The following is a 19,867-nucleotide window of genomic DNA, read 5'->3' as shown; positions in this document are numbered from 1 at the left end:
ATGCTCAGATATTATTTTCATATAGATCCGGATATATTAACAGATAAAGAATGGGCAGAAAGAATGCAAGAGCTTAATTATATCCGGATTAAAGAAAATTCAACTAATGCCAATTAATGTCATACCTAGTGAAAAACTCAAAAGAGATAACCGATAATGTTCTAAAAGCCATACAAAAAATGGGTATGGGTAACAATTCTGCATCATTTAAAATGCAAGAATTGGTTTATATAAGTACAATAAGTTTACACGCAAGATTAGGCAATTTAGCTTCCAAGACATCTAAAAAGTTAATTAAAGCAGCGGAAAATTCTAATAGATCAATATCAGAAATTCAAAAATCCGTAACCAATACTTTAGAAAAATTAGAGAATAATTCTAAAAAATTAGGTTATACTATTAAAAGTATCAATTCCAATTCTTTAGAAAATGTAGTGGAACTTTCTAATAATTCAGGATCCGGAGCTCAAAATAACGTTTCCTATAATTTTACTAATACAACGGAAAGTTCTAATAAATCAGGAATTGAAATTCAGAATTCCGTTATAGGTAATTTATTTAAAGCAACAGAATATTTTAAAAATTTTGGACCCGGAATTCATAAAATCTTTGCCGATAATTTTATTAAAGCTGCGGATAGTTTTAAAAAAATAGCACCTGTAATTCAAAAAACTTTTGTTAAAACAGCAGATATTTTTAAAAAATTAGGACCTATAATTTTAAAAACTATTTATAATAAGATAGCTAATTCATCAGGACTTACAAAAAAAATAGCTCCTTTTATTCTAAAAACTATACTTAAAACAGCCAATAGTTTTAAAAAATTAGGATCTATAATTTATAAATCTGTTTCTAATATAATAGGTAAAACCATTGGATTTTCTAAAAGATTTGGATCTGCGCTTCAAAAAACTGTTTCTAATAGTAGATTAGGCAAAACCATTGGATTTTCTAAAAAATTAGGATCCGTGGTTCAAAAAACCGTTACTAAAGCTGCATCAAAAGTAAAAAATTTTGGTAAAAGAGGCATATCTAAAAAGAGTTCAAATAATCAAAAATCCGGAAAAAATAGTACAAACAGTACTTCTGATTCTGAAACAAATGGCAGTGAAAATGAATTAAATTTTAAGTTTCCACAAGAAGCATTTGTCGATTTTTTGAATATGGGAATTCAAAAAGAATTAAGCAAAAAAAAGTTTGAGGTTTTACTTAGTTCAAAGAGTTCTGCTAAAAAAATGATGGATGATATTACAAATCTGTCGAAAAAAGTAAAGATTTTTGATCAATCCACTCTGGAAAGCAATGCTCAAACACTATTAAAAAGTGGAATGAATGCGGATCAGGTCGTGCCTAATTTGGATGCCATCAGTAACATATCCATGGGTGATACTCATGCCATGGATTCTCTTACTTCTTCTTTAGCCCAAGTAATAAATATGGGTACACTTACCGAAGACTCGTTACTGGCTATGGTTGAGGCAGGTTTCAATCCTCTGAATGAAATTTGCAGGACTACCGGATTAAGCATGGATAAGGTTAATGAAGAAATGATGAATGGTACTATTACTGCCCAAATGGTTACCAACGCTTTTCAATCAGCGGCCTCAGAAGGGGGCCAATTCTTTGGAGTTGCCAATCAATTGTCCAATACGTTGGGAGGTCATTTACAAAGTACTACCAATAATTTAAATAATGTATTATTCAGATTATATGAAATCATTGCCCCTATGGTTCATATGTTTTTGGATTTAATTGACGCTGCCTTATTTTTAGCCGATACTTTGTTTGATGTTACTGACTTTTTCAGTGAAGTATTGAATAAGTTTTCCATCGGTAAAGGTGCAATAACAACTCTCAAAGCGATTATAGTGAGTTTAGCATCTGCATTTATGACATATAAATTTGTTATGGGCTTGGCTGCTGTAGCTCAAGCAATCCTCAATGGAGTTATGATTGCCAATCCAATCGGACTTATTATAGCCGGTGTCGTGGGGTTAATAACCTTTATATATCTTCTAATAAACTCTGTGGAAGGTTGGGGTGATGCTTGGGATCATACCATGGAAATGGTCAAATCATTATGGGATGCAGGAATTTCATATCTGAAACTTTCGTGGTTGAATTTTAAAGATATACTTTTAACCGGTATAGAACAATTACAAATTGCTTGGTATACGTTTTCTAAGCTTTGGAATAAAAAATCAGCAGAAGAACATTTAAAACAAATCAGAGAAAATGCTAAAAAACGTAGTGATGAACGTAAGCTATTAATTAACGACATGGCTGATAGTATGTTAAATGCTTGGGATCACTTTAAAAAAATTGGAGGAAGTTTATCTTTTAAAACCAGTTCTGATAAAGAGAGTCCGATTATTTTAGACAATACTACTGAGGTATCTTCTAACAATGCCGGAGCTGAGAGTTTAACAGCAATCAATAAAAATTTTTCGTTACTTACTGACAGTTACAACAAAACCACTACGGACAATAGTCTATTTAACGACAAAGGCGGATTATCTTTCATCAGTGATACTTTGGAAAAATATAATCCTAAAAATAAAATTGCACCGCCTAAAAAATTAACCGATGAAACATCGGCTAATTCATTAAAAACTGTAAATCCATCGATAAAAGCAACAGGAGCAGCAACCAATAGCTCTATTGTTACCGGTGGAGAAAAATCCAGCACAATAAATATTTCCATTAAAGATTTAATCGGAGTATTAAATATTCAAGGTAAAGATTTCAACGAAACAACGGATAAAATGGTTGATCAAACTGCAGACGCACTATTACGATTATTAGCCATGGCAAATTATTCAGTAGGATAAAAAATAAACGTATGAAAATTAATAATAAAAATTTATTATTGGCCGGTTTATTAGGTTCAAAGGTGGCCAAAAAATTACCACGGTTTGAAGCACTTGAAAATGAATTAGCTAAACATGTGTTGCCACCAAAACCTTTTTTACCTCTTAAAAATAAGTCAAGATTTACTTATCAGGAAGTAGATTGGAATGATAAATTCATGGTTATGCCGGAACAAATTCCGGAGGATAAACAATTTTTTCCCGTAAAAATCAGAAATATCAATGACAGCCAATGGTATTTATTGCCTTATGAACCTATGATTACAATCTCAGGTAAAAACAATATCATCAAGCGAGAAGTAGCTAAAAAAGGAAATGACAAAAATTTGTTCGGTACTATAAAAGAATATTGGAGTCAAGACGATTACGAAATTACGATAACCGGTGCCTTATATGGAGCTTTAGAAACCGGATCTGTTGATGATTGTTATCCTAAAGAAGATTTTAGAGCGCTTAAAGACTTTATTCTCAATCCGCAAGGAATTGAAATTGATTGTCAACCGCTGAAATTATTAGACATTACCAGAATAGTAGTTGAAGATTTTACATTTCCGTTCACCAAAGGTGAAAATGTACAGGCATATGAAATTAAAGCAGTGAGTGATTCTACCTACGATTTGTTTAAACTTTTAAATGACTAAAATATATGTATAAGTTGTCATGGGACATAGAATTCAGCCACGAATCTAAAAAATTTAATTTGCCTGTAATTGCAGAATGTGAAATAAATAAATCTGTTGATTCTTTAGTAGCCACCGCTGTTATCATCTTGCCTGAATACATAGCCAATCGTCCTTTGAATCTCGAAAAAAAGATTCCGATAGGTTCTCAAGTAAAAATTAAATTAGGATACGACGATGTTTTAATCAATGAGTTTAGCGGATACGTGCAAAGAATAACCAATGTAGACAGCTGTTTAAAAATTTTTTGTGAGGATGATATGTATGTATTTAGAAAACCGGTAAAAAATGAGGAATTAAAGCCTACTTCTATTGACAAAATTGCTCAAACCCTGCTAAATCAAGTCATGCCCGAATATACTTTGAACTGTGACTATGAACTTTACTATGAAAAATTCGTCATCTTTCGAACAACGGCTTATGATGTATTGAAAAAATTACAGGAAGAATCCGCAGGAAATATATATTTAGATACCGAAAATAAAGTACTCCATATTCATCCTCCTTATGCTCAAAAAAAAGGCGAAGTCAAATATTCAATGCAACATAATATAGAAAAAGCCTCTTTAGAATATAAAAAAGCGTCAGACAAAAAAATTCAAATTACTGTTGAAACAACAGATAAAAACGGTAAAGTGCTTACCGAGACTTACGGCAATGAAGATGGAGAGAAAAAAACTGTTAAAATATCAAGCATAGCGCTGGCTTCACTTAAAATACGAGCAAAATATGAATATACCAAGCATGCATACGACGGATACGAAGGTACTTTTGATACCTGGCTTCTGCCCTATGTTGAGCCTAGTTATTCAGCAAAAATAACAGATGAAGATTATCCGGATAAAAACAGCAAGTATTACGTAGTAAGCGTTAAAACCAGTTTTAGTTCTTCCGGAGGAAAAAGAACCATTACACCGGGTATACTTTTATCAGTTTAAACTATGGAAAAAGGAGAAAAAATAAAACGATTAATAAAACAACTGGTTGGTGCAAATCCTAATTTCCCAATTATAGGGACTGTTACGGAATTACAAAAAGAAACCTGTTCATTGGCATTGGATGAAGATTTGATTATTACCGATGTGAGGTTAAAGGTTAGTTATGGTGGTTCGGAAAACTATATGATTCAGTACCCTAAAATAGGTTCCAGAGTTGTGGCCTTGAGTATCAGCGGCGAGCTTTCTGATTTGATGATAATCAAGGTAGATGAAATTGAAAAAATAGAAATCAACCAAAACGGATTGGTCTTGTTGCTGGACAGTACTGATGGAAAAGTTTGTATAAAAAATAACTCTCGCAGTTTAATAGACCTGTTCCAGCTGCTGACTGATACTCTCAAGGGATTGAAAGTATTTACATCAACAGGAGCCAGCGGAACTCCTTTACCGGATACTCAAAAAAAATTAATTGATTTTGAAACGGGATTTAAATCACTTTTAAAATAGATGTTAAAATGGCACTAAATAAAGGAAGTTTACAATCAGGCATAAAAAAATTGTTAACTGACATGCATACCAGAGAAGATTCATCCATAGAAGAATTTTCAAAGAGATTAAGTGAATTGATAGACAGCTATGTAAAAACAGCTACTATAAAATATGATGGCGGTTTATCTGCTCCCAACGGACCGGTAAACGGAACTTTTAAAGGAAAATTGGAATGAGAGACATATTAATTACAAATGAAGGTGAGCTTAAAATCGAAAACGGAGATTTTGTAGTTGAAAATTCAACTTTACAACATCAAGCGTTGATACTTTTAGCCAATCCGGGAGAATTCAAAGAAGATCCGATGCTGGGCGTGGGAATTGAAAATTATATTTTGGATTCCTGTATGGACGAATGCGAATTTGAAGCGCATAAGCAATTTATATCGGATGGAATGAGAGTTAAAAAATTACTTTTTAAGTCCAAAGATAATATGATTATAGATGCAGAATACGGATAATATGAAAGAATTATTTACAACCTATGTAGGAGAATTTTTAACCGTGCTGACGGCCGGTTTCGGAGGATGGTTTTATAATCGAAAAAAAGATTCCAACAATAATCATAATGCAGCCATAGATCATGGAGCAAGAGCTGTTAATATTTATAAAGAGGCATTGGAAGATCTGGGGATCTGTTATGAAAAAAAATATAAAAACATTATAACATTATACGAAAGTCGTGAACAACTTTTAAGGGATGAAATAATGGCATTGAAAAATAAGATAAAAATATTGCGAAAAGAAAATATTTCCTTAAAAAGGAGGATTGAAGACTTGAAAAAACAACTGTAATATGAAAATAATTATTCGTAATAATCAATCCCTATTGGATGTAGCCGTCCAATATCGAGGAACAGCTGAAGCTGCCTTTGAGATAGCTTTGGCTAATAATATAAGCATTACGGACGATCTTACAACAGGGCAAGAACTGATCATTCCCAATACACGATATTATAATAAAATAGTTTCTGAGTATTACGAAGGAAAAGGATTTTTACCCGCTACCTCCATATCCGATGATTTTATTAACAATCTGGTAGATCTGGAAATTGGAGAGATGATTATAAATATAAACTTTAAGCCTAAAGCATTAAAAAATAGTTAAGATATGGCAAGGAAACTTAAGGACATAACAGAAGAAATTTTAAACGAAAAAGGAAAATATCGTGAATTGGATCCGTTGGATTCTACCTCAAAAACCTCAATATGGAGATTGTTTGTATATGTAATAGCCTATACCATATTTAATTTAGAATTGCTGTTTGACCGACATAAAGAGGAAGTAGACAGCTTAATTGCCGAATTGAAACCGCATTCGGCAAAATGGTACAGAAATAAAGCATTGGCCTTTCAATATGGATTTGATTTATATCCGGATACGGATATATTTAATAATGAAGGGTATACCGATGATCAGATAGAAGCAAGTAAAGTAGTAAAATATTCTGCCATAACTGAGGACAGCACTCAAAGCAGACTTATTGTAAAAGTGGCCGGTGAAAAAAATGGTGAATTGGTGCCTTTAACCACGGGTGAAGTAAACTCTTTTACAGCATACATGGAAGAAATTAAAGATGCGGGTGTACCGTTAACCATCATCAATTATCTGCCTGATTTATTATATTTAAATATTACAATAAAAATTGATCCATTGGTATTGGATGAACACGGAAACGCCATAGCCCCATTAAATGGAAATATACAACCGGTGGAAACCACAATACGTCAATATTTACTTGAATTACCTTTTAATGGAGAATTAATGTTGTCGAAATTGGTGGACAAATTGCAGCTGACTCCGGGGGTTAAAGACGTAAATATTTACCGAGCTTCGTCTTCATGGATCGATCCTGAAACCAAGAATTACGGAAATCCAATTGACTTTACGATGAGTATAATCCCTAATTCCGGATATTTTACCACTATAAAAAACAATGGAGATAATAAGTTGGAAAATTTAGTAAAAATAGATTACAATGTGGTATAATATAAATATAAAAAAACTGGCAATTTTACATTTACCCACGGTGCTTAGAAAAGCCCGAGAAATCAAATTTTTACTGAGCCTGGTAAAGCCGTTATCCCGTATACATTACGATTGGTTATTGCTAAGAAATGAAAATATATATAAGTTAAACCACAATTCACAAGTATGCTACCTGCGCAAAACTCTAAATGATCGTTTTGACCCTGTAGAAAGAAGAATACTTATTTCGGATTCTCAAATATATAAACAAAATTATATTTATACTGAAGGAGAAAACAAGCCCTATAAATTGGGAAACAGCTCATCAACCGATTGCGGCCCCATGTATTTAAGACAGGCTTCTGACTATAATCTAACTTCCATAAACTTTGTAGTTAAAGTACCCAATGAGCTGTTAATCGATAATATAAATAAAATAAAAGCAATTATTGATTATTACAAGCTAGCGAATAAAAAATACAAAATTGAAAAATTATAAACGTATAAGTAACTAAAAATGGATTATATTAAATTTAATCAAACCGGTGGATTTCCCTTGCAAACAGACACTTTAGAGTTTTTGCAACAAATGTTCAGACCATTTCTTAACGGTATAGGACGTATGGCCGGAAGAAGAGCAATAATTTGCGGATGTGAAGAATATGGCACTAAGATAACCCAAGGGCTCATTCAAATAGACGATGAAATTTTTATTTTAGCTGAAGGAACTAAACAAGAATCCATCACTATAATTGAAGAAAATAAAGAGTATGAATTTGAAAATGGTGAAAAAAAGGTAACCATTGTTATCAGACATGCCACTTTTGGCTCGGGAGCTGTCTCCTATTCCTGGAGTGAATTTAAACGAGTACCGGATCTTAGCTTGATTACTGAAGATTTTAAACGGTTGGATTGGAGAATAGACGGAAGAGTTCCTTATGAAGTTTTTGATCAACACCTCGATGAAAGCAAAAAACATCAAGCTCATCTTCAAGAACAAATCAACGGACGATTAACTAAAAATGAATACGGTGAGTTTTATAACAAGAATAAAGAAGTTCAAGCGTATCTTCAAGAACAAATTGACGGAAGGTTAACCTTAAGTGATTTCGATAACTTCAATAAAAAAAATGAAGATATACATACCTATCTTCAAAAACAGATAGACGGTCGAATTACTCACGATCAGTATGCCCATTTTTATAAAGAAAATATGGATGCTCATCAATATCTTCAAGCACAAATTGATGGTCGAGTGACCGAAGAACATTTTGCTAATATTTACAATGAAAATATGGATGCTCATCAATACCTACAAAAACAAATTGATGGTCGAGTAACCTTAAAAGATTTTACTAATTCTTATAACGAAAATATGGATGCTCATCAATACCTTCAAAATCAAATTGATGGTAGGGTTACCAAAGATGATCATGGTAAACTTTATCATGAAAATCTTTCTGCTCATAGCTATTTACAGCAACAAATTGACAGATTAAATAAAGCAGTTTTTGGATAATTCAGTTTCTTACTAATTGTATTGAAATATAAAAACTACTTATTAAATTTTTAGATATACCCTATATTATTTAAATAAAATTTATAGTAAACCTAACCAACCTTATCAGCGGACCAAACCTTTATATTCTTTATATAAATACAAAATAATAAAAAAAATGACAACAAAAGATACCTTAAAACAGTGGTTTAAAAATGGTAAAAAACCCGACGAGTCTCAATTCTCGGAGTGGATTGACAGCTTTTGGCATAAGGATGAAAAATTACCGATTGATATCATTGAAAATATAAATAATATACTAGCAAATAAATCTGATACTTCTTTAGTCAATAGCCTGATAAATCAACTGGAAGGTAAAGTAGATAAAGATGTTACGGAATCATTAAAAAAATATATTAGGGAAATCATTGATGACAGTCTTAACCATTCTTCAGATAAGACCTATTCTATAGATAAAATTCAACAAATTGTTGAAACTTTTGACCAAAAACTCGGCACCAAAGCGGAGTCCTCTTCTCTTGGCATTGTATTGGAACAATTGGAGCATAAGGCGGATAAAAAGGTGGTGCAAAATTTATCTAATTATGTGTACAGCTTGATCGATGATAGTAAATCTTCTGCTTCCGATAAAACGTATTCCATAGATAAGATCCAAGAAATTATTAATACGTGTGTTAAAGATGCAATCGTTGATAATAAATATAGTAATCTAAACAACACATTTTCGGTTCAACATCAAAATGAAGAATCCTCATTTTCGAAAGCGATGTTTGTTCAAAAAGATATAGAGATAAAACCTTCCGAAAAAATTAATTTCCCTTTTACCAATGATTTCGAAGACTATAAAGAAAACGGGCAATTTTTAAATAAATGCTATTATCGAAAAATTAACAATAAGGTATATATCGAGGGGGTTTTTCATCCTATATCACCAAATTTAGCTTTAGACCAATACGAAACACTGATCGGAATTTTGTCTGAAGAATATCGTCCAACATCTGTAGTATTTAGACCTATAGCTACCAGTTCTACTAATTTAAATACTAATGTTAGGATTGACCCTAATGGTGAAGTTAGAGCTTCTGCTTTTGGAAATAATTGGACAAGCTTTTCGGGGGTATCATTTTTTGTGGACTAACTAATACGTAAGAGTTTATTATCACCAGTATATAGTAAGAAATATTGACCGAAATACTTCAATTACAATTTCTTATAAAATTTTTTATGGCAGGAATGTACAAATTCTTACTCAATAACACATTTTCATAAACATAAGTAAACCCAATAAACTCATCATAATTAATTATAGAAATTTAAAATTTCAGTTAATCTAATCCGGTTTCACAACATAATTTTTTTCAAAGAAAAAGAATATAAAATTTAAAAAATGACAACAAAAGATACCTTAAAACAGTGGTTTAAAAATGGCAAAAAACCCGACGAGTCTCAATTCTCGGAGTGGATGGACAGCTATTGGCATAAGGATGAAAAATTACCGATTGAGATCATTGAAAATATAAATAATATACTAGCTAATAAATCTGATACTTCCTTAGTCAACAGCCTGATAAATCAACTGGAAGGTAAAGTAGATAAAGATGTTACGGATTCTTTAAAAAAATCCATTAAGGAAATCATTGATGACAGTCTTAACCATGCTTCGGATAAGACCTATTCTATAGATAAAATTCAACAAATTGTTGAAACTTTTGATCAAAAACTCTCCACCAAAGCGGAGTCCTCTTCTCTTGGTATTGTATTGGAACAATTGGAGCATAAGGCGGATAAAAAGGTGGTGCAAAATTTATCTAATTATGTGTACAGCTTGATCGATGATAGTAAATCTTCTGCTTCCGATAAAACGTATTCCATAGATAAGATCCAAGAAATTATTAATACGTGTGTTAAGGAAGCGGTTATCGATATCAAATATAATGATCTGACCAACAAATTATTGGTTCAATACCAAAATGGTGAATCCCATGAACTGATTATAAAAGATAATTTTTTATCGGAAATTACCTATGATCCTTATCATAAAGAAATTAAGTTTATTCTTGAAAGCGGAAAAACTTTTACTGCAAATATCTCTGATTTGCAGGATATTTATAAAGCGACTGAAAACGGGGGGATTGAAATAGATAATGAAAATCAGATCTCAATAAAAAAAGGGGGTATAAACGAATCCATGTTTGACGAGGTTGTTAAAGATAAAATCAATCATACCGATACGTTACAACAAATTACCGAAAAGGGCAATTCAACCACTAAAGATTTACTTATAAATTCTGCTTCTCTGGGAGCTGATAGCAATGGTAATATTAAATTTGGTACAGATGCATTAAAGAGCAAAATCGAATCGACGCGTAACAACCTGGCTATCGGAAGTCAAGCATTATCGAAAAATGTTACCTGTCCCGATATGTTAGCAATCGGAAATCATGCATTGAGGGAGTTTGATGGTATGGGTTCAGAATCCGATTGGATCACCAGCATTGGCCATAACTCCGCAACAAAATTAAGAAACGGCGCCAACTCTTTATTTGCAGGACACGGTGCCGGACAAAATTTAGAATCTTGTAACTTCGATACGTTTATGGGCGCTTTAACCGGTGCGAATGTTAAAAAATCTGTCAGCAATGTTCTGATTGGACAAGCAGCGGCTTACAACGCTCAACAATTGACAGATGATACTGCTATTGGTCATCTTGCATTGGGAAAATATAAAGGAGTGGATTATAAATCATCTACAGAAAGTAAACCCATGACCTCGGGAGGTAATATTTCTATTGGTAAATATGCTTCATATAAAACTCTATATGGTCGCGAAAATACATTTATCGGACACCAATGCGGATATGATTTTTTAAATTACGGTGAATATAACACCTATTTGGGTTCCGGTATAACCAAAGGTTACAATCAAGTATATGGTAATACCAGTGTTGTTATTGGTGCATATGCCAACTTGCCGATGAGGTTTGAATTAACTAATAAATTGGTGATCGATGCCAAAAGACCGGAAGATCCTAAAAGTGATCCTTTAGTTTACGGAGATTTTAAAGAGAAATGGTTTAAAATAAACGGGAAACACAGACTTAATTATGAGTATACGCCTAATGCGGATTTAAACCGAGATTTTAAACCAAGCCTTATGCTTGTTTCTGATGATGAAGGTACTGTGGGAGTAACAAAATATGTTGATATAGTTAAGGCTACTTATTCACATGAATATGAAATTAATGATTCTGAGTTTTCGAAGATATGTTCTTTTTCTTTTAATCAATTCAACGGTCAGGCATTTTTAAATCTATTATTAGATGGGATTGATGCTAATTTGAATAATAGCATTTCAACGGCATATATACGTTCAAGTGTTATAAATAATTCCAGGATAGTTAAAGGTCTTCAAGAAAACAAAACGGATAATGTCAACTATAAGCTTTATTATAAAAAAGAATTTGGAAAAACAGATGATTATATTTTTCAACCTACAAGCCAAGATAATGGTACAAATGGCGTGACTTTCCCGATTAAAGGTTTACCCGGCAATTCTGTTATCTGTATTGATAATAAATATGTTCATGTTGCTTATGCTGATGAAAGTAACGGAAATGGATTATCTAATACGCCTGAAGGTAAAAATTTTGTAGGAATATATGTCGATCGTATTTCTCAAACTATCGAAAACCCTAAATTATATACATGGAGCTCAGTTACAGATCTTCTTGCGGTCAATGATGATGTAATAACTATACCTTGTGGTGAATTCGAAGGTAAAAAGCATTATTTACATATTGCATATGCCGACAATCATAAAGGAGATGGATTTTCCACTAATAATACTAAAAAATTTATAGGACTTCTCTTGGATACAAATGAAGTAAATCAACAATTTTCTCTATTTCTTAAATCTGAAGATGCAGACATGAAAGTTCAAGTCAGCGTTTTATCTTTGAATGAGAAAATGGGCAAAATAGACTTTATCCAAGATGAAAAAATAGATTACAATAAATTTTCCTCTGAATTTTCAGTTTTATAATAATTTAATATTCTAATTATTTAATAAAAAAGCCTCATTTAAGAGGCTTTTTTAGTTTATATATTTATGTGTGTAATTTTATACACAATATAATTATTAAAAAAGGTACATTTTAATTTTCGGATTATAAACTGTCCTTATATAATATTTGATATAAGTTTTTAAGCGTATTTTATTACCATTATTTTTAATAATTTTCATTATTTCTTTCATTTTGGTTGCTCCCCCGTAGTTATAGGACTCTAATAAATCTTTATCTAGATCAATAGTAAATTTATCTTTTTTAACTTTCTTTAAATAAGTATTTATCCTAGTTTTAGCCATGAATCGTTCGTCAAAATCATTTTCGTTATCAAGACTAAAGCATAAACTATCCTTTCTATAGGTAATACAATATAGAGGAAAATCATCAACGGAATAGTTTTTAGATAACTCACCTGCTTTGATAACAAACAAAGCCTCTTCCCCTATTCTTTCTTCATCAAAAATTAAGTTATTTTTTTCGATAAAATTTCTGTTAAACATTTTAGCCCATACTTCCCAATTTTTATATATTAATTGATCTTTTGCTTTTATTTTATTATATCTCAACTTTTTGTAATATTTTTTTCTTGTTTTGAGTAAATATAAATGTCTAGTAAATTTCTGTAACGAATTACTTTCTACACTGGTAGCCAAATAATAAATTATTTCTTCAGTACTATCTTTATATTTATCTAGTGCATTTAAAAAATTTGGATTAAAAAAATCATCGGAATCTGCAAATAACAGCCATTTTCCTTTAGCTTTTTGTAATCCTATATTACGTGCGTACCCAACTCCTTTACCCTCTTTGGTAAAATATATTTCGACATTTTTTCTATTGTATCCGGGAAACTTTTTAAAATCTACATATGAAGAATCACTGTCGTCATCAATAATTATAATTTGTATATCATCTCTATAAGGAATTGAATTTAGACATCTTTGCAATAATTTTGGTGTATTTTTATGTGGAATAATTATAGAATAAGTGTACATATAGAAACTTTATTTAAAAGATTTTTTTAAATAAATTTTTAATCGCTTGGAGTAAGGAATGTTTTTTATATTATTGAAAAGTTCAACGCTTATATATTCCGGAATTTTATTTTTAGGGGTTGTAAGGTATATTTTCCTTAGTAATTTATTTCTATATTCTTCTGTTCTTTTTAGTAATTGATTTAATTTGTTTTTCTTACAAAAGTCTATTCGATCTTTCAATGCTTCGATAAAAGCGATTTCTTTCTTATATGAAAATTGTTCATAAACTTTATTGGTAATACTATTTGCCCTTTTAAAATAATAGTAAAGAACTTGATCCAATTCACATATTTTATGGGCTTTAAACATAGTTTTATACCAAACATATTCATCTTCACATATTTTTACATTTTCAGGAAATCTTAATTCATCCCATAAATATCGTTTGTAAAGCTTATTCCAAATAACTACATAACGAACGGTATCTTTCTTGTAAGTAAAATTTTTAATAAAATTATTTCCATTGTATTCATTGCTATTATATAAAGAACGGTTTTCCTCCTTTATTTCATTGAAATGGGTGAAATTTTGAAAATTACATAAAATGAGATCACTATTCGTCTTAATCAATGTATTATATAGAATTTCATAGAAATGTACAGATATAACATCATCAGGGTCTACAAATCCAATGAACTCACCTTTTGCTCTGTCTAAACCTCTATTCCTGGCAATTGATGTTCCTTCATTTTCCTTATGAATAACAACAATCCTGGAATCTTTTTTTGCATATTCATCACAAATAAATCCGCTAGAATCAGTAGATCCATCATTAACCAGAAGTATTTCCAAATTTGAATAAGTTTGATTTATTACAGAATCTAAACATCTACTTAAATATTTTTCTACATTATAGACGGGAATTATTACTGATATCATTTATTAGCCGGATTTTTATTAAAAAATAATTGTAATTGATTTTCAAATTCTAATTCTTCATTTAGAACTTCGTTTCTGTACTCATTAAAATCCAAAATGGCATGATTATAATTTGTCATAGAATATTCTATTTTATCAATAATTTTTGAAAGCTCATTTTTTGCATATTTAAACTTATATCCCATTGGAATATTCAAATCTTGTTGATATTTTGAAGAACCACCCATACCTGAAATAATTATACATTTCATTACTGATGATTCTCTTAACATTTTGTCTCTTCCGGGATTGTATCCAAAATCTATATATAGTTTTGCTTTTTTCATGGTTTCAACCACTTGATCCGGTGTCATGTTCTTTATAGGTATCCATGTATACTTCGAGCTTTTCTTTTGTATGGATTTTAAATCTTTATTATTTTTTTTAGGATTATAGATTATTATATTTTCTTTATTAACTAAATTTTTAATTTGATTACTTTTTGCTAAAAAAAGAGGATTTATATAATCACACACAAAAGATATCTTATTTTCAGGTATATGATTTTCGATTAAATATATATAGGATCGGTAAGATTGCGCCCAATGAAACACATCAGGAAGATTTTCAAAATGGTACTCTTGCTCTTCTTGCTGACCTTTAAAATATTTTGAAATATAAAATTTTAATCCTCTGTGTCGATTCTTCATACAAATTGAATAGAAATCAACACTTAACCACCAAACGATCTTCTTACTTTTTTTAAACTTGAAAATATAATTGGTAAGGGATTCCGGAATGATAATAACATTATTGGGATGATCATCAATAGTCTCAATCTCTGATGTATCGTAGATATTATAAACTTGCGGTTTTGGATTTACATTAGATTTTTTATGTATATAATACATTTTAGCATCTAATTTAAAAACAGTTCGTAATTTATGACTTAATTGATGTAATGCTTCGGGTCCACCGGTTGAGATATTTGCAGGACAAATTATATATATTCTTGATGGATAAGTTATTATCATAATGTCTTCTAGCTCTGCAAATGTAATCAATTCTTACATTCTATAGAATTCCACAGATGTTTTTTTATTAAATTTACGTTACTAATTTCTTTACAATGAACATAGTTAAATGTTTAAAAAACTACTTTACATTTACTAATTATGCTAAACATGTAGAAAAAGATGAAGCAAATTATCCTCATGAAATTCTCTTATCATATAGGATTATGGACCATCCTTTTGTTTCTTTAGAACGATTAGCTAATCAGATGCTATGGATACAAAATTCACTTTCTAATGTAGTAATTAAACCCAATCAGGTATTTTCTTTTTGGAAAGTTTTAGGTGATCCCGTTCATATGTTACACAATTCTGATTCAACCTTCTTATACGAAATATACAGCAGTATTATTTACCATCTGGCACTAATAAGTGGATTAGCAATACTTGAGAGACATCCTTCAACGGTAGATCATTTCACTGAAGATCAAAGAATATATCCGTTAGGTGCGGAAGCATTAGTGTTATATAAATCCAGAGATTTAAAAATTAAAAACGGTTATGCTTTTCCTATAAAATTTAATTTTCAAATTAAAAATCAAATTTTGAATGGATCTATTTTAAGTTCAGAAAAAATAATACGTAACGAAGTAGTTTTTACCAATAGAGATTTTAAAAATTTCAAGGAAGTTTTAACTCGAATAAACCGTAGAACTACAGAAGTTTCCTTTTATAAAAAGAAACTATAAAAATATAGCTTCATGTATTCTAACATGAAGCTACGTTTTGTAAAAATTTTTATTAACTGTTTAAATTTAAAAACTTTTTATCTATGAAATCATGAATTGAATCTTTCAAAAACTAAAATTTCTTGTCCATTATTATAAAATGATAAAATTGAATCTCCTTCTCTAATTTCATCAATACTTTGCATAGCATTTAAAAATTGAGATTCATCAAAATCACAAGGCAATTCAGTTGAAGATAATCTTGATAAATTAAAGATAGTATTTTCCCAAGTATAGTAGGCAGTAAATTTGTTACAACCTGTTGTTCCGTAAATTTGTTTCCAAGGTTCATCAAATCTCATTAAGGGTAAATTTTCGTATAAATCAGAAGCATTTTGAGAATTCAATCTAACTAATCTCCATTTCACTACATTCTCATCACCTAGATAAACCATTATTTTATCTAGTTTGCCCTTAGGTTTTTTAGTTGTATTAGTTCCTTGATCCTCTACTTTTATAGTAATTACATTATCTGCGTCATCGATTGTATCGGTACTTATAGTAACTTCATCAATCGGTTGATTTATTTGAACTTCGTTATAATCTTTTAATGCTTTTTTTGATGTTCCACAGCTAGTGATTAAAAATAATGGAAATAACCCTAAGAAAATTAAATGAAAATCTAATAAACTTTTTTTCATAATATTTAAGAATGTATTGTACGATTAATTAACTTTTTGAGCATAATAAATATTAGGTAAAGATATAAAAAACCTGCAATAACAACTATTTTTTTTATATTTTTTTTTCAAACAAAAATAAGATTTAAGTTTCAAAATTAATTTTATTTTGTTGAATTAATTGACACAAAATAACTTAAGCTTTATATGGGTCAAAAATTTTTATTTGAAAGTACTATGAATGAGTAAGGATTGAATACTATCATATTTATATATTTGTAATATTCAAGACAATAATACAGACTAAAAGTAAATAAATTATTCTCTATGCATCTAACCGGACAACTAACCAAAATGATAACCGAATATAATTCTCCTATTCAGTATTATCTAAATTTTAATGATGAAATAATTATTATAAATCAACTATTAGATAAAAAAATCAAAATACGATTTGATCATTATAAATGTCTGGGATGTGGTTTGGATAAAGAAATATTTGCCATGGGATATTGTAAGGATTGTTATTTTACTTCTCCCTATGCAGGAGATTGGATACTAAGACCTGAATTATCTAAAGCCCATTTAGGCATGGAAGACAGAGATTTAAGTGTTGAATCTCAAGCTCAACTTCAGCCTCACATAGTTTATTTAGCAAACTCCGGTGGAATTAAGGTTGGTGTCACAAGAAAATCACAATTACCTTATCGTTGGATCGATCAAGGTGCCGAGTATGCCATAAAATTAGCAGAAACTGAAAATAGATATGAAGCAGGAGTCATTGAATCCATTCTTAAAAAGCACGTTTCAGATAAAACCAATTATAGGAAAATGTTGAGAGAATCAGTTCCCTATATAGATTTATCAATTGTAAAAAATGAGCTTAAAACATTTATACCCGAACAATTAGAAAATTATATTTTAGAGGATAACGAAATTTTTAACTTTCAATATCCAGTAATCGCATACCCACATAAAGTAAATTCGGTAAACCTTAAAAAGGTTTTTGAATTTGAAGGAATTTTAAAAGGTGTTAAAGGTCAATATTTGCTTTTTGATAATAATATTGTGTTTAATGTTAGAAATCATGAGGGATTCGTAATCGACTTAATCCTTTGATTTTACTAAAGATAATTCATTATCTATCAACCTGTTATTATATTGTTGAATATACGATTTTATTTTTAATTCAAGGTTTTCTTTAGGATAATTTGAAATTGAATGTTGTAATAAACTGTCTGTTGTATAATCATATACACGTAAAATCTTTTTACCGTCAAAAGTAACATAATACTGATTGATTAAAAATCTATAAATACCTTCATTAAAATTGGCAACCACTCGATCTTTACTTTCAACGGGATTTCCAAAAGAAAAAATTTGTCCTTTATAACCCAGATAATTCAAAACTTCAGGGTAAATATCAATTTGACCCATTAATTTATTTTCTGTTTCCTTTAATTTAGAATTAGAAGGATCAAATAATAATATAGGTATTGAATAATTACCAATTTCTGTTAAAAAATATTCAGGTTTTGCCCCTCCTCTACTTGTATGATCGGGAGTTAAAACAAAGACCGTATTAGTATACCATTCTTGTTTTTTGGCATTTTCAAAAAATTTTCTTAAAGCAAAATCGGAATAAGCAATACTCTCGTGAATATCTCTGTTTCCTCTAGGAAATTTATTTTTATATTGTTCTGGAATGGTATAAGGAGAATGTGAAGAAACGGTAAAAATAGTTGAAAAGAAAGGTTGTTTAAAAGTATTAAATTTTTTTAGTGTAAACTGTAAAAATTCTTCATCAAAAATCCCCCATACTCCATCATATCCCCCTTTTTCCGTATATTCATTTTTACCATAATAATTATCATAACCTGAAATTCGGGCAAATTCATTGAAATTTTGACTTCCATTAAATGCGCCGTGAAAAAAAGATGTATTATATCCTTCTTTTTTTAAAACAACATTAAATCCATCAATTTGATTAAAGGAATAAGGTGAAGATATATAAGAAACTTCCATAAGACAAGGTATTGATGTAATTACTGATGGTACTGCATCAATTGATTTTAATCCATTAGCAAAAGCATTGATATAATACCTGCCCTCTGTAAGTAAAGAATCTAAAAACGGTGTTAATTTCCTACCTTCAAATTGTTGGTAAATATTTTCTTTTCCAAAACTTTCCAAAATAATAATTACTAAATTCTTTTTATTAAAAATTCCATCCGAATTGATATCTACTATTGGTTGATAAGTAGTTTTTAAATGTTGAGGGGTAAAATAATTCTTCTTTTTTAAATTATCTTTTTTATTTATAGTTTTAAAAATTGTAAAAGTTGTGTTTAATACCACTGCGGTATTTTGGGGATAATCGGTATAATTTATAGCATCAACCGTTTTAATTGGAGCTCTTTGGATTCCTCCTCTTCCCAATAATATAATTAAGCCGACAAATAATAAAAAAACTAATGAGCTCACGAAGATCCCTTTCCATCCGTTTTCTTTTTCTTGTCTGTATGATGTTTCAGGAATAAATCTCCAAAAACAAAACATAGCCACTAAATATCCTAAAAACATATACCAATATTGAGCTAAGAATACAGGAATTAGTCTGAGTATATCTCCTTCCATACCGGAAGCGGTAATCAATGCATAGGTACTTCTTTTATTAGTATATATATAATATTTTATATCAATGAAATTGACTCCTATAAAAAAAGCATTGATTAAAAAAAATAATATTTTTAAACTTTTTTGATAGGTACGATTATACTTGAAGTTGCCCGGAATCGTACTTAATACAATTATGAGTATATTACTTAAAAAAATTGCTGCCAAATCAAATCGTAAACCTCCTAAAAACTCCGATAATCCTATGTTTTTGAAAAAATGAAAATTGAACACATAGAAAATTGCTCTACAGAGTTGGTAACAAAAAATTAAGAGCAAGATTC

20 protein-coding genes are annotated in these 19,867 nt (G+C 30.2%); 15 read left to right on the top strand and 5 right to left on the bottom strand.

The genetic code is table 11. The features are described 5' to 3' along the window. The first annotated feature begins 128 nt into the window (after positions 1 to 128). The 13 genes from G8C43_RS01160 (at position 129) to G8C43_RS01100 (ending at position 12,566) form a co-directional block, all read left to right on the top strand. On the top strand, positions 129 to 2,831 hold the full coding sequence (locus tag G8C43_RS01160) for a tape measure protein (protein ID WP_166003492.1): 2,703 nt from the start codon (positions 129 to 131) through the stop codon (positions 2,829 to 2,831). 11 nt (positions 2,832 to 2,842) lie between these two features. Then, complete coding sequence (locus tag G8C43_RS01155) at positions 2,843 to 3,511, top strand: DUF6046 domain-containing protein (RefSeq protein ID WP_166003490.1); 669 nt, start codon at positions 2,843 to 2,845, stop codon at positions 3,509 to 3,511. Between the two features lie 5 nt (positions 3,512 to 3,516). Then, positions 3,517 to 4,488, top strand: a complete 972-nt coding sequence (locus G8C43_RS01150; RefSeq protein ID WP_160542224.1) for a hypothetical protein — start codon at positions 3,517 to 3,519, stop codon at positions 4,486 to 4,488. Between the two features lie 3 nt (positions 4,489 to 4,491). Continuing rightward, positions 4,492 to 4,995: a hypothetical protein gene (locus G8C43_RS01145; RefSeq protein WP_160542225.1), complete on the top strand. Its 504-nt coding sequence runs from the start codon at positions 4,492 to 4,494 to the stop codon at positions 4,993 to 4,995. A gap of 8 nt (positions 4,996 to 5,003) precedes the next feature. Then, entirely contained in the window at positions 5,004 to 5,213 is a 210-nt protein-coding gene (locus G8C43_RS01140) for a hypothetical protein (RefSeq protein WP_160542226.1), read from the top strand. Further along, complete coding sequence (locus G8C43_RS01135) at positions 5,210 to 5,497, top strand: oxidase (protein WP_160542227.1); 288 nt, start codon at positions 5,210 to 5,212, stop codon at positions 5,495 to 5,497. Before G8C43_RS01140 ends, G8C43_RS01135 begins: the two co-directional genes overlap by 4 nt. Before the next feature lies 1 nt (position 5,498). Next, positions 5,499 to 5,831, top strand: coding sequence for a hypothetical protein (locus G8C43_RS01130; protein WP_160542228.1), 333 nt, complete (start codon positions 5,499 to 5,501; stop codon positions 5,829 to 5,831). Between the two features lies 1 nt (position 5,832). After that, positions 5,833 to 6,144, top strand: coding sequence for a hypothetical protein (locus G8C43_RS01125; RefSeq protein WP_160542229.1), 312 nt, complete (start codon positions 5,833 to 5,835; stop codon positions 6,142 to 6,144). 3 nt (positions 6,145 to 6,147) lie between these two features. Beyond that, positions 6,148 to 7,026 (top strand): nucleotidyltransferase, encoded by an 879-nt coding sequence (locus G8C43_RS01120; RefSeq protein ID WP_255490393.1) that lies wholly within the window; start codon positions 6,148 to 6,150, stop codon positions 7,024 to 7,026. Continuing rightward, positions 7,016 to 7,504 carry a hypothetical protein gene (locus tag G8C43_RS01115; RefSeq protein WP_160542230.1) on the top strand — a complete coding sequence of 163 codons (489 nt, stop codon included), beginning with the start codon at positions 7,016 to 7,018 and terminating at the stop codon, positions 7,502 to 7,504. The genes G8C43_RS01120 and G8C43_RS01115 overlap by 11 nt, the downstream gene beginning before the upstream one ends. An 18-nt stretch (positions 7,505 to 7,522) precedes the next feature. Then, a complete protein-coding gene (locus tag G8C43_RS01110) occupies positions 7,523 to 8,524 on the top strand; it encodes a hypothetical protein (RefSeq protein WP_166003488.1) in 1,002 nt (333 codons plus the stop codon). 157 nt (positions 8,525 to 8,681) lie between these two features. Beyond that, positions 8,682 to 9,662: a hypothetical protein gene (locus G8C43_RS01105; protein ID WP_166003486.1), complete on the top strand. Its 981-nt coding sequence runs from the start codon at positions 8,682 to 8,684 to the stop codon at positions 9,660 to 9,662. 249 nt (positions 9,663 to 9,911) lie between these two features. Further along, entirely contained in the window at positions 9,912 to 12,566 is a 2,655-nt protein-coding gene (locus G8C43_RS01100) for a hypothetical protein (protein ID WP_166003483.1), read from the top strand. A 96-nt stretch (positions 12,567 to 12,662) separates the two neighbouring features. Here the strand turns inward: G8C43_RS01100 and G8C43_RS01095 are convergent, their stop codons facing one another. Genes G8C43_RS01095 through G8C43_RS01085 form a run of 3 tightly spaced genes read right to left on the bottom strand, consistent with a single transcriptional unit; the run spans position 12,663 to position 15,550 of the window. Continuing rightward, positions 12,663 to 13,586, bottom strand: a complete 924-nt coding sequence (locus G8C43_RS01095; RefSeq protein WP_166003480.1) for a glycosyltransferase family A protein — start codon at positions 13,584 to 13,586, stop codon at positions 12,663 to 12,665. A 9-nt stretch (positions 13,587 to 13,595) separates the two neighbouring features. Further along, the gene (locus G8C43_RS01090; protein WP_166003478.1) at positions 13,596 to 14,507 is read right to left on the bottom strand and encodes a glycosyltransferase family 2 protein; all 912 of its coding nucleotides are present in this window, start codon (positions 14,505 to 14,507) and stop codon (positions 13,596 to 13,598) included. Beyond that, complete coding sequence (locus G8C43_RS01085; protein ID WP_255490392.1) at positions 14,504 to 15,550, bottom strand: hypothetical protein; 1,047 nt, start codon at positions 15,548 to 15,550, stop codon at positions 14,504 to 14,506. The genes G8C43_RS01090 and G8C43_RS01085 overlap by 4 nt, the downstream gene beginning before the upstream one ends. 65 nt (positions 15,551 to 15,615) lie before the next feature. On the opposite strand from G8C43_RS01085, the gene G8C43_RS01080 reads away from it, so the two are divergent. Next, the gene (locus G8C43_RS01080; protein WP_166003475.1) at positions 15,616 to 16,248 is read left to right on the top strand and encodes a VanW family protein; all 633 of its coding nucleotides are present in this window, start codon (positions 15,616 to 15,618) and stop codon (positions 16,246 to 16,248) included. Positions 16,249 to 16,337: 89 nt separating this feature from the next. Here G8C43_RS01080 and G8C43_RS01075 read toward each other — a convergent pair whose 3' ends face one another. Beyond that, complete coding sequence (locus G8C43_RS01075; protein ID WP_166003473.1) at positions 16,338 to 16,928, bottom strand: META domain-containing protein; 591 nt, start codon at positions 16,926 to 16,928, stop codon at positions 16,338 to 16,340. A 306-nt stretch (positions 16,929 to 17,234) separates the two neighbouring features. Between G8C43_RS01075 and G8C43_RS01070 the strand changes: the two genes are divergently transcribed. Beyond that, positions 17,235 to 18,026, top strand: coding sequence for a DUF2797 domain-containing protein (locus G8C43_RS01070; RefSeq protein ID WP_166003471.1), 792 nt, complete (start codon positions 17,235 to 17,237; stop codon positions 18,024 to 18,026). Here G8C43_RS01070 and G8C43_RS01065 read toward each other — a convergent pair. Continuing rightward, positions 18,015 to 19,817 carry an LTA synthase family protein gene (locus tag G8C43_RS01065; protein ID WP_166003469.1) on the bottom strand — a complete coding sequence of 601 codons (1,803 nt, stop codon included), beginning with the start codon at positions 19,815 to 19,817 and terminating at the stop codon, positions 18,015 to 18,017. The genes G8C43_RS01070 and G8C43_RS01065 overlap by 12 nt on opposite strands. Positions 19,818 to 19,867 lie beyond the last annotated feature (50 nt).

The organism is Apibacter sp. B2966 (assembly GCF_011082485.1).
Lineage (GTDB): Bacteria > Bacteroidota > Bacteroidia > Flavobacteriales > Weeksellaceae > Apibacter.
The sequence above is the reverse complement of the archived record's forward strand: the minus strand, read 5'-3'. Positions and strand labels throughout refer to the sequence as shown.

What these genes read in the sequence shown, in the direction of transcription:
- G8C43_RS01155 (WP_166003490.1), top strand. Translation starts at nt 2,843, where the DNA reads ATGAAAATTAATAATAAAAATTTATTATTGGCCGGTTTATTAGGTTCA.
- G8C43_RS01150 (WP_160542224.1), top strand. Translation starts at nt 3,517, where the DNA reads ATGTATAAGTTGTCATGGGACATAGAATTCAGCCACGAATCTAAAAAA.
- G8C43_RS01145 (WP_160542225.1), top strand. Translation starts at nt 4,492, where the DNA reads ATGGAAAAAGGAGAAAAAATAAAACGATTAATAAAACAACTGGTTGGT.
- G8C43_RS01140 (WP_160542226.1), top strand. Translation starts at nt 5,004, where the DNA reads ATGGCACTAAATAAAGGAAGTTTACAATCAGGCATAAAAAAATTGTTA.
- G8C43_RS01135 (WP_160542227.1), top strand. Translation starts at nt 5,210, where the DNA reads ATGAGAGACATATTAATTACAAATGAAGGTGAGCTTAAAATCGAAAAC.
- G8C43_RS01130 (WP_160542228.1), top strand. Translation starts at nt 5,499, where the DNA reads ATGAAAGAATTATTTACAACCTATGTAGGAGAATTTTTAACCGTGCTG.
- G8C43_RS01125 (WP_160542229.1), top strand. Translation starts at nt 5,833, where the DNA reads ATGAAAATAATTATTCGTAATAATCAATCCCTATTGGATGTAGCCGTC.
- G8C43_RS01120 (WP_255490393.1), top strand. Translation starts at nt 6,148, where the DNA reads ATGGCAAGGAAACTTAAGGACATAACAGAAGAAATTTTAAACGAAAAA.
- G8C43_RS01115 (WP_160542230.1), top strand. Translation starts at nt 7,016, where the DNA reads ATGTGGTATAATATAAATATAAAAAAACTGGCAATTTTACATTTACCC.
- G8C43_RS01110 (WP_166003488.1), top strand. Translation starts at nt 7,523, where the DNA reads ATGGATTATATTAAATTTAATCAAACCGGTGGATTTCCCTTGCAAACA.
- G8C43_RS01105 (WP_166003486.1), top strand. Translation starts at nt 8,682, where the DNA reads ATGACAACAAAAGATACCTTAAAACAGTGGTTTAAAAATGGTAAAAAA.
- G8C43_RS01100 (WP_166003483.1), top strand. Translation starts at nt 9,912, where the DNA reads ATGACAACAAAAGATACCTTAAAACAGTGGTTTAAAAATGGCAAAAAA.
- G8C43_RS01095 (WP_166003480.1), bottom strand. Translation starts at nt 13,586, where the DNA reads ATGTACACTTATTCTATAATTATTCCACATAAAAATACACCAAAATTA.
- G8C43_RS01090 (WP_166003478.1), bottom strand. Translation starts at nt 14,507, where the DNA reads ATGATATCAGTAATAATTCCCGTCTATAATGTAGAAAAATATTTAAGT.
- G8C43_RS01080 (WP_166003475.1), top strand. Translation starts at nt 15,616, where the DNA reads ATGAACATAGTTAAATGTTTAAAAAACTACTTTACATTTACTAATTAT.
- G8C43_RS01075 (WP_166003473.1), bottom strand. Translation starts at nt 16,928, where the DNA reads ATGAAAAAAAGTTTATTAGATTTTCATTTAATTTTCTTAGGGTTATTT.
- G8C43_RS01070 (WP_166003471.1), top strand. Translation starts at nt 17,235, where the DNA reads ATGCATCTAACCGGACAACTAACCAAAATGATAACCGAATATAATTCT.